The sequence below is a fragment of the Sphingopyxis sp. 113P3 genome, assembly GCF_001278035.1.
Taxonomy (GTDB): Bacteria; Pseudomonadota; Alphaproteobacteria; order Sphingomonadales; family Sphingomonadaceae; genus Sphingopyxis.
In genome coordinates, this window is sequence record NZ_CP009452.1 from 1,776,154 (window position 1) to 1,789,318 (window position 13,165).

Consider the following 13,165-nt stretch of genomic DNA (forward strand, 5'->3'; position numbering starts at 1 on the left):
CCCGCGATGCTTTTGCACCCCGTCTTGTCATTTTGTTGCGGGCGCCCCCATGCTTGACCCCGCGTCCGGGGCGCGGTTCACTCGATGGCCGAGCGGCGAGTCGAGGACGCGAACATGGCTGCTGGTTGCTGCGGATGCGAGACGAGCCCGCCCCCCGACGACAAGGCGTGGCGGCGGGTGTTGTGGATTGCGCTTGCGATCAACGCCGGCATGTTCGCGGTCGAGATCGTGGGCGGCGTCGCCGCAGCGTCGGCCGCGCTCCAGGCCGACGCGCTCGATTTCCTCGGCGACAGTGCCAATTATGCGATCAGTCTCGGCGTCGCGGGACTCGCGCTCAAGTGGCGCGCCCGGGCCGCCTGGTTCAAGGGCGCCTCGCTCCTCCTCCTCGGCTTCTGGGTGCTGGCAAGCACGGTGTGGATGGCGCTCGCGGGCTCGCTGCCGCACGCTGAGACCATGGGCGTGATTGGCCTCCTCGCACTTGCGGCGAATATCAGCTGCGCTCTCATGCTGTGGCGCCACCGCGAGGGCGACGCAAACCGCCGCTCGGTCTGGATCTGCTCGCGCAACGACGCGATCGGCAATATTGCCGTGGTGGCGGCGGCGCTCGGCGTGTTTGGTACCGGCTCCGGTTGGCCCGACCTGGTCGTCGCGGGCATCCTCGCAAGCCTCGGAATCAGCGGCGGGTGGCAGATCATCCGCCAGGCGCGCGGCGAACTCGCGAGCGTCGCCGCCGAGCAGCGCGCGGCGCGCGGCGCGGCCTGAAGCGCGCGTCTCAGCCGATATGGCGCAGCATGTCTTCGAGTGCCGGGCGAAGGCGGCGGATCTCCTCGCGGTGCACCGCCGAGAGGGATTGCAGCACCGCGTGCGCCTTTTGGGTGAGATAGAGGGTCGCGCGCCGGCGGTCGTCTGCCGCGACCTCGCGGCGGACGAGGCCCAGAAGCTCGAGCCGATCGATCAGGCCGCTTGCGCTGTGCGGTTTCAGCATCAGTCGCTGCGCGACGGTGCCGATCGTCGGCGCCTCGGGCGCCGCGCCGCGGATCGCGAGCAAGGCCTGATGCTGCTGCGGCGTCAGCCCCTTTTCAGCCGCTCGCGCTTCGCTGAAGGCGAGGAACTGGCGCAGCGCATGGCGAAAATCGGCGAGCGCGGCATAGTCCGCGTCGGTCAGGGAATCGTCGATTTTCGGCATCATCACTCTCGGAATTGAATTATGTCGCATTGCGATATATTGGCCCAGCGCCCCTTTTCACCCATGCCGGACAAGCCGTGTCATCGCAATCCACCGCCGCCGCCCCCAAACTCTCGGACCATAGCGCCGACAAGCGCATGCTGCTGCTCGCCGCGATGGCGATCGTCGTCGGCGCGGGCGGCGCTCTCGGTGCGTGGGTTCTGCTGAAGCTGATTGCGCTGGCGACCAACCTCTTCTGGTTCGCTCGCCTGTCGGCGGATCATGCAGCGATCACCGACGCGTCGGTCGGACTCTTCATAGTGGCGATCCCCGCTCTTGGCAGCCTGATCGTCGGGCTGATGGCGCGTTTCGGATCGGACAAGATCCGCGGCCACGGCATCCCCGAGGCGATCGAGGCCATCCTCTACGGGCAGAGCCGCCTTTCGCTCAAGGTTGCGATCCTGAAGCCGATTTCCTCGGCGATCTCGATCGGGAGCGGCGGGCCCTTCGGCGCCGAAGGGCCGATCATCATGACCGGCGGGGCGATCGGGTCGCTGTTCGCCCAATGCTTTCGCCTGAGTTCCGCCGAGCGCAAGACCCTCCTCGTTGCGGGCGCCGCCGCGGGAATGACGGCGATCTTCGGCACCCCGATCGCCGCGATCCTGCTCGCACTCGAAGTGCTCCTGTTCGAATGGAAACCGCGCAGCTTCGTTCCCGTCGTTGTCGCGGTGCTCGTCGCGGTCGCGTTCCGGCCCGCGCTCGTTGGCAGCGGACCGATGTTCCCGATGCGAGCCGATTTGCCTGCGATGGGGCCTGCGCTCGCGGCGGCGGGGCTGCTCGGCATTGCGGTCGGACTTCAGGCGACGCTGCTGTCGGCGCTCCTTTATCGCATCGAGGACCTGTTCCACCGGCTCCCCCTTCACTGGATGTGGTGGCCAGCGATCGGCGGTATCGTCGTCGGGCTGGGCGGTCTTGTTGATGCGCATGTGCTTGGCGCAGGCTATGGCAGTATTCAGGCTCTGCTCGACGGATCGCTGGGGCTGCGCGTCGTGCTCGCATTGCTGATCGTCAAAGGGGTCGTCTGGCTCGTCGCGCTGGGGTCGGGGACGTCGGGCGGCATATTGGCCCCGCTGCTCATCCTCGGCGGCGCGGCAGGAGCGCTCGCGGGCCACTTGTGGTTCGGCGGGCCGGGTTTATGGGCGCTTGCCGGCATGGCGGGAATCCTGAGCGGGGCGATGCGCGCGCCGCTCACCGGCGCGTTTTTTGCAGCCGAGGTGACGGGCCTGTTCGAGGCGCTGCCGCTGTCTGTTGCGAGCGCGGGCACCGCCTACGCCGTCAGCGTCCTCATCATGCGCCGGTCGATCCTCACCGAAAAGATCGCGCGGCGCGGCCGCCATATCCGCCAGGAATATGTCGTCGACCCGATGGACCTGATGCAAGCGCGCGACCTGATGACGAAAGACCCTGCGACGCTGCCGGGAACGCTGACCGCCGGCGCCGCGCTGCGCTTCTTTGCCGAAGAGGCCGATCATCGCAGCTATCCCGTCGTCGATGCCGCGGGGCGGCTGCTCGGCCTCGCCTCGCGCACCGACGCGCTCGGCTGGCGCGTCGCCGACATGCCCGCCGACCGGACGCTCGCCGACCTTGTCTCCGATGCGGCGCAGCCCGTCGCCTATGCCGAAACTCCGGTCGGACAGGTTGCTGACCTGATCGTCGAAACGGGGGTCGGGCGCATTCCGATCGTCGATCCCGTAACGCGCAAGGTCGTGGGCTTGTTGTCCCGCCATGATCTTTTGAAAGCACGCCACAGTCACCGCCAGATGGAGACATCGCGGGCACGCTTCGGGGAAGAAGGGGCGGGGGAATAGTTGGGCGTTGCGGGGGACGTACGGATGGGCTTGGCCTTGGGGCCGAAGGCGGATGGAGCCGATTTGCCAGAAAGAGTCCGAGCGGACACCCGGCGCAGATCAAGGGGATGCGACAAGGATGGGGGCGCTCCCCAGTGCTTGCTCGCCTGGAACCGATGCAGAGGATTGCCGATCCTTGAAAGATTCACAGCGCACGCCGCAGTAAAATTCGCTAAGCAGGGCGCAATATGACGGCGGCGTTCATTCTGGTTATCAACATGGTTATCGCGGGAATTTTCGCGATTGCCTTTGCCGTGGTCGCCGCGACGCAGCGGCGGGCGCGGGGGGCCGCATGGATTGCGTCGGGTTATGCGATGGGCATCCTCGACGTCGCTCTTGAATTTCTGCTCCCGCTCCAGTCGGACCCGACGCTGGTGGGCATCGGCATATTCCTGACCTATCTGCTCGCGCTGACGCTCTGCGTGATCGGGATCGCGCGCCACTATGGCGTGCCGCCGCCTTTCAGGACGCTCGCCGCGATCTGGCTGCTCACCCTGCTTGCGGTGCCTTTTCTCTTCACCATGCCGGGCCCGTCGATGCTGCGGCGTGTCCTTTATCAACTGCCCTATGTCGCGGCGCAATTGCTCGTCGGCGTCGTCGTGCTCCAGTCGCGCAGGCGGCAGGCGCTCGACCTGCTGCTGGTCGGGCTGACCGTGCTGTCGGCGCTTCTCTATGCGATCAAGCCCTTCATCGCTGCGACGATCGGTGCGGCAAACACGCCTCAATCCTACATGGCCTCGACCTATGCCGCGATTTCGCAGAGCATGGGCGCTGTGACGCTGGTGGCGCTCGCGCTCGTGCTACTGCTCGTGATGATGCGCGATGCAACTGCGGAGATGCTCGTGCGCTCCGAAACCGATTCGCTCTCAGGGCTGCTCAACCGGCGCGGCTTCGACCGGCATGCCGAGCGGCGCATCGCCCGCGCGCTGCGCACCGGCACGCCTGCGGTGATGATCGCCGCCGACCTCGACCATTTCAAGGCAATCAACGACAGCTTCGGCCATGCAGCGGGCGACGGCGTGATCGCGCATTTTGCCGATGTGCTGCGCGAGAGCGTGAGCGAGAGCGCGGTCGTGAGCCGGTTGGGGGGCGAGGAGTTCGCAGTCCTGATCACAGGCGCCGATCTTTCCGAGGGGCGCCGGCAGGCCGAGGCTGCGCGCACTGCCTTCAGCGCTGCCTCGCTCGCCGATCTCGGGATCGATGCCACCGTCTCGGCCTCCTTCGGCGTCGCGCAGGTCATGCCCGGCGACACGCTGTTTGATCTGTCGCGGCGCGCCGACACGGCGCTCTACCGGGCAAAGGCGGGCGGACGGAACCAGGTGTGCGTTGCGCTCCACGAGTTGCCGCCAACCCCGACGCCGCTCGGAGTCCGGACGGCATCGGGCCAGAGCCGTGCGTGAAACCCTCCGCGAGGCAGTTGCCATCTTGCGCTATTCGCGCCATAGGGCGCGGGCCCTTTCCTCCCCGGGTCCCACGCGCGCTCGCGCTGACCAAAGGGTGTTTGCATGACTGAATTTCTCGATCGTGGCGGTCTGTCGGTCGATTCGCGTCTCGTCTCCTTCATCGAGGAACGGGCGATCCCTCGAACCGGGGTCGATGCGGCCGCCTTCTGGTCGGATTTCGCAGGCCTTCTCGCCAACTTCGCGCCCGAGAATGCGACGCTGCTCGCAAAACGCGAGGATTTGCAGTCGAAGATCGATGCCTGGCACCAGGCGCGCGCCGGCCAGCCGCACGATAGCGCGGCTTATGAGGCCTTCCTGCGCGAGATCGGTTATCTGGTTCCCGAGCCCGCGCCCTTTGCGGTGGGCACGGCGAATGTCGACCCCGAGATCGCGGCAATGGCAGGCCCGCAGCTCGTCGTGCCTGCGCTTAACGCGCGCTTTGCCCTCAACGCCGCCAATGCGCGCTGGGGCAGTCTCTACGACGCCTTTTACGGTACCGACGCGCTCGATGCGCCCCCGGCGCGGCCCGGCGGCTATGACGCCGAGCGCGGCGCGGCGGTGATCGCGCGCGCCAAGGCGTTTCTCGACGAGGCGGTGCCGCTCGCGTCGGGGAGCTGGGCCAATTGGCAGGGCGGGGATCCGCAGCTCGCTGATCCCTCGCAGTGGGTGGGGAAGAAGCCCGGAGGCATTCTCCTGCGCCATAACGGCCTCCATATCGAATTGGTGATCGATCCGGACAGCGCGATCGGCAAGACGGACCCTGCGGGGATCGCCGACGTGCTCCTCGAGGCCGCGCTGACGACGATCATCGATCTGGAAGACAGTGTTGCCGCGGTCGACGGCGAGGACAAGGTGCTCGGCTATTCAAACTGGCTTGGGCTGATGCGCGGCGATCTCGTCGAGAGCTTCGAGAAGGGCGGCAAGACGGTGACGCGCGCGATGGCGGCGGACCGCGAATGGGCCTCGCCTTCGGGCGAGCCCTTCACGCTGCATGGGCGCAGCGTGATGTTCGTGCGCAATGTCGGCCACCTCATGACAACGCCAATGATCCGGCTGCCCGGTGGCGCGGAGGCGCCGGAGGGAATTTGCGACGCGGTCATCACCAGCCTGTGTGCGCTGCATGACCTCAAGGGCCTTGGCCAGCTCACGAACAGCCGCGCGGGAAGCATCTACATCGTCAAGCCCAAGCAGCATGGGCCCGAGGAATGCGGGTTCACCGACCGGCTCTTTGACGCGGTCGAGGATATGCTGGGCCTTGCGCGTCACACGATCAAGGTGGGCGTGATGGATGAGGAGCGGCGCACGAGCGCCAATCTTGCCGCGTGCATCGAAGCGGTGAAGGACCGGATCGTCTTCATCAATACAGGCTTTCTCGACCGCACCGGCGACGAGATCCATACCTCGATGCACGCCGGGCCCATGATCCCCAAGGGCGAGATGAAGGCATCGGACTGGATCGCCGCCTATGAGGATCGCAACGTGCGCATCGGGCTTGCCTGCGGGCTCAGCGGCAAGGCGCAGATCGGCAAGGGCATGTGGGCGATGCCCGACATGATGCGCGCGATGCTGGACGCGAAGATCGGCCATCCCAAATCGGGGGCGAACACCGCATGGGTGCCCTCGCCGACCGCCGCGACGCTGCACGCGCTCCACTATCACCAGGTCGACGTCTTTCAGCGCCAGAGGGAGATTGCCGGCGAGGCGGCGCCCGCGCTCGACCGCTTGCTCGCCATTCCCGTCGCAAATGGTCGCAACTGGAGCGAAGCGGAGGTGACCCGCGAGCTCGACAATAATTGCCAGGGCATATTGGGCTATGTCGTGCGCTGGATCGACCAGGGTGTCGGCTGCTCGAAAGTCCCCGACATCGATGACGTCGGTCTGATGGAGGACCGGGCAACGCTCCGTATCAGCTCGCAGGCGCTCGCCAACTGGCTGCTCCACGGCGTCTGTACCGAAGCGCAGGTCGATGCAGCGCTTGCGCGGATGGCAGCGAAGGTCGATGCGCAGAATGCGGGCGACCCCCTCTATGAAAAGCTCACCCCTGCCGGCATCGCCTGGCAGGCAGCGCGCGCGCTGATCTTCGAGGGCGCCGCGCAGCCTTCGGGCTATACCGAGCCCTTGCTCCACAAGTTCCGGCAGGCGAAGAAGACGGCCTGACGCGCGAGCCGCTTCGGCATTGCCGGTCGGCCGCGTCCGGGCTAGAGGCGTCGCCGCGGCCCTTGCTTGGGGCCGCGCCGGGGCCACGTCCCCGCCCGCCTGGCTTGCGGGTCTGAAGTCCGGGACGGCCCGGCGGCCCTGGAAGGAGGCTGCCCCCGTGGCGTGGATTTATCTCGTGATCGCCGGACTTCTCGAAATCGTCTGGGCCTTTGCCATGAAGCAGTCGGACGGCTTCACCCGGCTCGGCCCGTCGCTCGTCACGATTATCGCCATGCTCGCCAGCTTTGCTTTGCTGGCGCTATCGATGAAGACGCTTCCGCTCGGCACCGCCTATGCCGTGTGGACCGGCATCGGGGCGGTGGGAGCCTTTCTCGTCGGCATCTGGGTTCTCGGCGAGGGAGCGAGCGCGGGGCGCATCGCCGCCGCGCTGCTGATCCTCGCCGGGCTCGCGCTGATGAAGCTCTCGTCGCAGACCTGAACCGATCGCTTTATCCCAGGTCAGTCCTCGAAGCGCCGGATGCTCTCAAGGTCAGCCTGCTCGAGCGGGGCGGTCAGCCAGACGCCGGTTTGCCCCTTGCGCGACCAGCGCACGATACCGCGGCGGCGGATGCCGCCCTCGAGGATCAGCTCGAGCTTGGTTCCGACGGGAAGCTCGCCCTCGTGAGCGAGCCCCGCGCCCTGTTGCGAAAGGTTGACCACGTCGACCTCTCGGCTGCCCTCGTCGGTCACGATGGTGGCGTGGCTGCGCACGGCCAGTCGGGGCGCGCGATAGCTCGACGCCTTCTGCTCGGCGGCGAGCTGCTTGAGCAGTTCGGCGGCATTGATTGGCGTGTCGAACGCGACGCCGCAGCGCCCGCTTTCGGCCCAGACGACTTCACCTGTCAGGCGCGCGGTGTCTGAAAGGGCGATCTGGAGGCGCTCGCCGGGTGTGACCTCGACGCTCGCGGCGAGCATCATGCCATTGTCCGAAATATTGCGGACGCGCCAGAAGCCTGCGTCGCCCTCTCGCTCGACCGCCGCGATGCGATAGACGGTGCAGTGGCGGTTGCTGATCCGCCTGTCGCTGTCGGCGAGGTCCGACGTGAGTCCCGTAGGGTGGGGGGCCCGGGATACATTCATGCCATTCTCCGTATCAAAGACTGTGCGCCCAGACAGAGCCAGCGAATGTTATGGTTGGCTAACATGTGGCGCCGATTGCCCCTGATGTAAATTTCGAAAGCTTATCGCCGCAACATCCCTAATCTAATGTTAATCATCGGCCGCTCGCAGCAATAAAATTTATCAAGATTTTTCAGTTGGATGATGGACGGCGCTGCCGATTTGGTCGCGATCCTTTCGGCCTCTTGGCGCAAAGAGGGACAAGCCAGGATGCGAAAAGGGGAGGCGAGGGCGCCTGGCCTTCGCCGGACGACGTGAGAAAGCCGGCTGGGTGCGGCAATTGCTTGCCAAGGGCTGGGGGCCCGGCTAAAGGCCCCTTTCATTCGGACAGATGCGCCGTTTTTCCTTCCGCCTTTCGCCGGCATGCCCGGGGAGGGTGGGCGGACTATTGCCCGAAACGCGCTTGACGCGGACGGGGCGGCAACCCATCTGGCCGAAACCATTGGACAGGCAGGAACAGGACGATCGACATGGCGAGGCCGAAGATTGGCGAATTCGTCAACCAGGTGAAGACCGAAGCCACCAAGATCGTGTGGCCGACCGGCCGCCAGACGATGCAGACGACGATCATGGTGCTGATCATGACGACGTTGCTGTCGCTGTTCTTCCTGGGCGTCGACACGGTTTTCAACGCGATCGTCGGCTGGCTGACGTCGCTCGCGCGCTAAGCGCACTCACACAGGGATACGCAGACATATGGCGCGCTGGTACATCATTCACGCCTATTCGGGTTTCGAAAACAAGGTTCGCGATTCGGTTCTTGCCGAAGCGGAACGCATGGGGCTTACCGATTTCGTCGAAGCGGTCGAGGTGCCGGTCGAGACCGTCACCGAGGTCAAGCGCGGCAAGAAGGTGCAGGCCGAACGGAAATTCTTCCCCGGCTATGTTCTCGCCAAGCTCACGATGACCGACGATGTCTATCACCTCGTCAAGAACACGCCGAAGGTAACGGGCTTTCTGGGCTCGTCAGGCAAGCCCCAGGCGATCAGCGAGGCCGAGGCCGCCCGGATCCTCAACAGCAAGGAAGAGGCTGCAGCGCGTCCCAAGACCGAAATCCGGGTCGACTATGAGATCGGCGACCAGGTCAAGGTGCTCGAAGGTCCGTTCGCGAGCTTCAATGGCGTGGTCGAGGAACTCGACTTCGACAAGGCGCGGGTCAAGGTGTCGGTGTCGATCTTCGGCCGTGCGACGCCCGTCGAGCTCGATTTCGAGCAGGTCGAACGCATGAAGTAAGCCTCAGCCCGGCGAAAGCCGGGATGGCTGGCACAGGTGACGGTGAGCGATCCCGGCTTGCCCGGGGGTGACATACAAAGGGGCCACCCGTGACATCTCTCTCTCCCGCCGAGATTGAGGCTCGCATGGCGCGGGCACGTGCAATCAATGCCAAAGTGTCGGCCGAAGCCGTTGTTCAGGATGTTGCGCGGCTGTTCACGCTCGAACCGGTTCCGGGCGTCGAGGATGAGTTCGTCTTCCCCGCGCTTGCAACAACCGCGCGCGACCGCATCTTTGGCGGCCAGGTCATCGCTCAGGCGATGATTGCCGCCGCGCGCACCGTCGAGACGGACAAGGCGGTTCATTCGCTTCATGCCTATTTCCTGCGCGGAGGCGACGAAACCAAGCCGCTCCATTTTCGCGTCCACCGCGATTTCGATGGCCGAAGCTTCGCCAATCGCCGCGTCGTGGTGCGCCAGGACGGCAAGGTCATCTTCAACCTGACGGCCTCTTTTCAGCGGCCGACGCCGGGTCTTGCGCACCAGGTGCCGATGCCGGACCTCCTGCCGCCCGAGGCGTGCGTCGATTTTCTCGAGACGATCGCTGCTGATCCCAGCGTGTCGGAAGAGGCGTTCGATCATATGGCGCGCCGCCGCGCCTTCGAGCTTCGAAATCACCGTCCCGCCGGCGCGACGCAGCATTATCAATGGTTTCGGGTCGCCGCGCCCATCGGCGACGATCCGCTGATACACCGCGCGTTTCTCGCTTTCGCCTCGGACATGGGGCTTCTTTCGTCGGCAATGCTGCCGCATGGTCTCAATTGGTCGACGCCGGGTCTTTTTTCGACCAGCCTCGATCATGCGATGTGGTTCCATGACGATATTCGCGTCGACGAGTGGTTCGTCTATGTGATGGACAGCGACTGGTCGGGGGGAAGCCGCGGCCTCAATCGCGGCTCCATTTATCACCGCGACGGGACGCTCATCGCCTCGGCGGTGCAGGAGGGGTTGCTGCGGCTCGTGCCGCAGGACTGAAAACCCGCCAAATTGCTTGCTTTTGTACGGTCTTCCCGCTAGGGGCGCCGCTTCGCGTCGCAAAAGGTCGCGAGTCCGCGCGGGAGGAAGGGGTGATGCCCTTCTGTTTGACCGCTTATTTTGAGCCTCGGACCCGTCCGGGGCGATAGAAAGAAAGGAGGCCATCATGGCCAAGAAGATTAGCGGCTACATCAAGCTGCAGGTGCCTGCCGGCACTGCCAACCCCTCGCCGCCGCTCGGCCCGGCGCTGGGTCAGCGCGGCGTCAACATCATGGAATTCTGCAAGGCGTTCAACGCCGCGACCGACGGGCTTGACAAGGGCACGCCGACCCCCACCATCATCACCGTCTATGCCGACAAGAGCTTTTCCTTCGTCACCAAGACGCCCCCGGCGACCTATCTGATCAAGAAGGCCGCGAACCTGAAGTCGGGTTCGAAGGAGCCGGGCAAGATCAGCAGCGGCAAGATCTCGCGCTCGAAGCTCGCCGAGATCGCCGAGATCAAGATGAAGGATCTGAACGCCAACGACATCGAGCACGCGACGAAGATCATCGAAGGCAGCGCCCGCTCGATGGGCCTCGAAGTGACGGAGGGCTGAACCGATGGCAAAGCTGACCAAGAAGCAGAAGGCCCTCGAGGGCAAGGTTGACAGCCTCAAGCTGCACAGCGTTGATGAAGCGCTGAAGACCGTTCGCGAGCTGGCCTCGGCCAAGTTCGACGAGACGCTCGAAATCGCGATGAACCTGGGTGTCGATCCGCGTCACGCCGACCAGATGGTCCGCGGCGTCGTCACGCTGCCCGCCGGTACCGGCAAGGACGTCAAGGTCGCCGTGTTCGCACGCGGTGACAATGCCGAGAAGGCGCTGGCTGCCGGAGCCGACAAGGTCGGCGCTGAAGACCTGATGGAAGACATGCTCGCGGGCAACCTCGACTATGGCCGCGTCATCGCGACGCCGGACATGATGGGCATCGTCGGCCGCCTCGGCAAGACGCTCGGCCCCAAGGGGCTGATGCCGAACCCGAAGCTCGGCACCGTGACCCCGAATGTCGCCGAAGCCGTGAAGGCCGCCAAGGGCGGTCAGATCGAATTCCGCGTCGAAAAGGCGGGTATCATCCACGCTGGTCTCGGCAAGCTGTCGTTCGGCGAGGAAAAGCTGCGCCAGAACTTCGACGCCTTCGTCGATGCGATCGTCAAGGCGAAGCCGGCCGGCGCTAAGGGCAAATATGTCCGCAAGATCGCGCTGTCCTCGTCGATGGGCCCCGGCGTGAAGGTCGACACGGCTGAAATCGGCGCCTGATCGAAGCGCACAGGAATCAAGGGAAGGGCCGGGGGAAACTCCGGCCCTTTTCTCATTTGCCGCAGGGGGTCACCTGGTCAGGAGCGGTTTCGTCGGACGGGCCTCTATCTCGCCCAAGGTCATTCCCTTAGCCCCCTCAGCGCGGCGCCCGCGGCGAAGGGGCCGATCGCGGTGAGCAGCAGGCTTGAGGCTGCGAGCAGCTTCAGCGCCCCGCGCCCCGAGGGATCGAGCATTCCGGCGCCGAAGATCAGGAGCGGGACGGCGAGCGGGAGCACGAGAAGGCCCCCGATCGCGCTCCCACCCTTGAGGTTCGCGGTGAGCGCAGCGCTAAGTACGGCGAGCGCCGCGAGCGCGGGGATGGCCATGGTGAGCCCAGTCGCGAGCGCCGCGACGCGGGCGCCGTCCTGGGCGAGGAGCGCCGCGGCGGGAAGCAGCGCGGCAAGCAGCGGCAGGCCAAAGCCGATCGTGTGCGCCGCGATCTTCACCGCTGCGATCAGCTCGTCGGCAAAGCCGCGTACGGCGAGCTGGTCGAGAACCCCGGCGTCGCGATCGGGCCGCACAAGCCGGTCGATCGGCAGAAGCGCCGCAAGAAGCGCCGCAACCCAGACCATGCCGCCGCCGGTCTTCGCGAGCAGCGGCGCGTCAGGACCGACTGCGAAAGGAAAAGCCGTCGCGACGAGGAGGAAGAAGACAATCGGCAGCCACAGCGCCCCGCTACCCCATGCGCGGCGCAGGTCACGCCAGAAAAGCGCAAGGAGAGCGGTCATGCCAGCGCGCCCATGTCGAGCTCGGCCATGTCAGGGATTCCCAGCGCGAAATGCGACGCGAGCAGCACCGCGCCGCCATTCGCGCGGTGCGCAGCAATCGCAGCAACGAGACGTGCCTGCGCTGCATCATCCATGCCGTTGGCAGGCTCGTCGAGCAGCCAGATCGGTGCACCGCTCGCGATCACGCGCACGAGGGCCGCGCGCTTGCGCTGCCCGGTCGAAAGCATCGAGACCGGCACGTCACTGAGACTGGCAAGCGCCATCGCGTCCATCGCCCGGTCGACCGCGTGCCCGTCGACCGTGTCGACCCGCGCCCAGAAGTCGAGCGCGCGGCGCAGCGGCAACTCCGGATCGAGCGCCGCCGCCTCGTCGACCAGCGCAGCGCGCTCACGGCGCGTTATCGTGCCTGCAGCAGGACGCAGGAGGTCGGCAGCGAGGCGGATGAGGCTCGACTTGCCTGCGCCATTGGGGCCGCGAAGCCATAGCGCGCCGCCGCGGGCCAGCGTCATCGACAGCCCTTCGAACAGCAGCCGGTCGCCGCGGATACAGGCTACCCGATCGAACCCGAGCAGCTCGGTCATGCCATGTCTTCCAGGGCGTGCATATCGGCGTCCGAGAAACCGAAATGATGGCCGATCTCGTGGATCAGAACGTGGCGTACGAGCCGGTCGAGCCGCTCGCCTTCCTCGATCCATTCGACGAGAATCGGGATTCGGTAGAGGGTGACGCGGTCGGGCATGCCCCCGCTCTCGTCGATGCTGCGCTCGGTCAGCGGGCGGCCTTCGTAAAGACCGGTGAGTTCATAGGGATGGTCAATGCCGAGCGAGGCGAGAATTTCGTCGTCGGCGATCTCCTCGATCGCGATGACAAGGTTCGCGACATGCGGCGTGAAAACCGCCGGAAGCGTTGCCAGCGCGGTGTCTGCCATCGCCTGGAAGGCTTGTGCATCGGGCGCGCGGCCGGTCCAGCCGTCGGGAAGGTCGAGGAGGGCGGACTTGTCGCTCATCGCGCCCTTCCTTATGGCG

The 13,165-nt window shown here is 65.8% G+C and carries 15 protein-coding genes; 10 read left to right on the forward strand and 5 right to left on the reverse strand.

Annotated elements, in window-relative coordinates; translation table 11 throughout:
- Window positions 1-114: 114 nt before the first annotated feature.
- Window positions 115-762, forward strand: coding sequence for a cation transporter (locus LH20_RS08555; RefSeq protein ID WP_053556177.1), 648 nt, complete (start codon window positions 115-117; stop codon window positions 760-762).
- A gap of 10 nt (window positions 763-772) precedes the next feature.
- Here LH20_RS08555 and LH20_RS08560 read toward each other — a convergent pair whose 3' ends face one another.
- Window positions 773-1,186: a MarR family winged helix-turn-helix transcriptional regulator gene (locus LH20_RS08560; RefSeq protein WP_053553843.1), complete on the reverse strand. Its 414-nt coding sequence runs from the start codon at window positions 1,184-1,186 to the stop codon at window positions 773-775.
- A 137-nt stretch (window positions 1,187-1,323) separates the two neighbouring features.
- On the opposite strand from LH20_RS08560, the gene LH20_RS08565 reads away from it, so the two are divergent.
- The 4 genes from LH20_RS08565 to LH20_RS08580 all read left to right on the forward strand — a co-directional run bounded on the left by LH20_RS08565 (window position 1,324) and on the right by LH20_RS08580 (window position 7,149).
- Window positions 1,324-3,033 carry a chloride channel protein gene (locus LH20_RS08565; RefSeq protein WP_083455573.1) on the forward strand — a complete coding sequence of 570 codons (1,710 nt, stop codon included), beginning with the start codon at window positions 1,324-1,326 and terminating at the stop codon, window positions 3,031-3,033.
- A 227-nt stretch (window positions 3,034-3,260) separates the two neighbouring features.
- Window positions 3,261-4,472: a GGDEF domain-containing protein gene (locus LH20_RS08570; protein ID WP_053553844.1), complete on the forward strand. Its 1,212-nt coding sequence runs from the start codon at window positions 3,261-3,263 to the stop codon at window positions 4,470-4,472.
- A 105-nt stretch (window positions 4,473-4,577) separates the two neighbouring features.
- Entirely contained in the window at window positions 4,578-6,671 is a 2,094-nt protein-coding gene (locus tag LH20_RS08575) for a malate synthase G (protein WP_053553845.1), read from the forward strand.
- Window positions 6,672-6,828: 157 nt separating this feature from the next.
- Window positions 6,829-7,149, forward strand: a complete 321-nt coding sequence (locus LH20_RS08580) for a DMT family transporter (protein WP_053553846.1) — start codon at window positions 6,829-6,831, stop codon at window positions 7,147-7,149.
- 20 nt (window positions 7,150-7,169) lie between these two features.
- Here LH20_RS08580 and LH20_RS08585 read toward each other — a convergent pair whose 3' ends face one another.
- Entirely contained in the window at window positions 7,170-7,790 is a 621-nt protein-coding gene (locus LH20_RS08585) for a PilZ domain-containing protein (protein WP_053553847.1), read from the reverse strand.
- Window positions 7,791-8,299: 509 nt separating this feature from the next.
- On the opposite strand from LH20_RS08585, the gene secE reads away from it, so the two are divergent.
- The 5 genes from secE to rplA all read left to right on the forward strand — a co-directional run bounded on the left by secE (window position 8,300) and on the right by rplA (window position 11,373).
- Window positions 8,300-8,497 carry a preprotein translocase subunit SecE gene (gene secE / locus LH20_RS08590; protein ID WP_053553848.1) on the forward strand — a complete coding sequence of 66 codons (198 nt, stop codon included), beginning with the start codon at window positions 8,300-8,302 and terminating at the stop codon, window positions 8,495-8,497.
- 28 nt (window positions 8,498-8,525) lie between these two features.
- Window positions 8,526-9,062: a transcription termination/antitermination protein NusG gene (gene nusG / locus LH20_RS08595; RefSeq protein WP_011541737.1), complete on the forward strand. Its 537-nt coding sequence runs from the start codon at window positions 8,526-8,528 to the stop codon at window positions 9,060-9,062.
- A gap of 89 nt (window positions 9,063-9,151) precedes the next feature.
- The gene (locus tag LH20_RS08600; RefSeq protein WP_235527157.1) at window positions 9,152-10,075 is read left to right on the forward strand and encodes an acyl-CoA thioesterase; all 924 of its coding nucleotides are present in this window, start codon (window positions 9,152-9,154) and stop codon (window positions 10,073-10,075) included.
- 166 nt (window positions 10,076-10,241) lie between these two features.
- Window positions 10,242-10,673, forward strand: coding sequence for a 50S ribosomal protein L11 (gene rplK, locus LH20_RS08605; protein WP_053553850.1), 432 nt, complete (start codon window positions 10,242-10,244; stop codon window positions 10,671-10,673).
- Window positions 10,674-10,677: 4 nt separating this feature from the next.
- On the forward strand, window positions 10,678-11,373 hold the full coding sequence (rplA, locus tag LH20_RS08610; RefSeq protein ID WP_053553851.1) for a 50S ribosomal protein L1: 696 nt from the start codon (window positions 10,678-10,680) through the stop codon (window positions 11,371-11,373).
- Between the two features lie 119 nt (window positions 11,374-11,492).
- On the opposite strand, the gene LH20_RS08615 is transcribed toward rplA, so the two are convergent.
- Genes LH20_RS08615 through LH20_RS08625 form a run of 3 tightly spaced genes read right to left on the reverse strand, consistent with a single transcriptional unit; the run spans window position 11,493 to window position 13,146 of the window.
- Entirely contained in the window at window positions 11,493-12,140 is a 648-nt protein-coding gene (locus LH20_RS08615) for a heme exporter protein CcmB (protein ID WP_053553852.1), read from the reverse strand.
- Window positions 12,137-12,721, reverse strand: coding sequence for a heme ABC exporter ATP-binding protein CcmA (gene ccmA, locus LH20_RS08620; protein ID WP_053553853.1), 585 nt, complete (start codon window positions 12,719-12,721; stop codon window positions 12,137-12,139). The genes LH20_RS08615 and ccmA overlap by 4 nt, the downstream gene beginning before the upstream one ends.
- Entirely contained in the window at window positions 12,718-13,146 is a 429-nt protein-coding gene (locus LH20_RS08625; RefSeq protein ID WP_053553854.1) for a metallopeptidase family protein, read from the reverse strand. The genes ccmA and LH20_RS08625 overlap by 4 nt, the downstream gene beginning before the upstream one ends.
- Window positions 13,147-13,165: the final 19 nt, after the last annotated feature.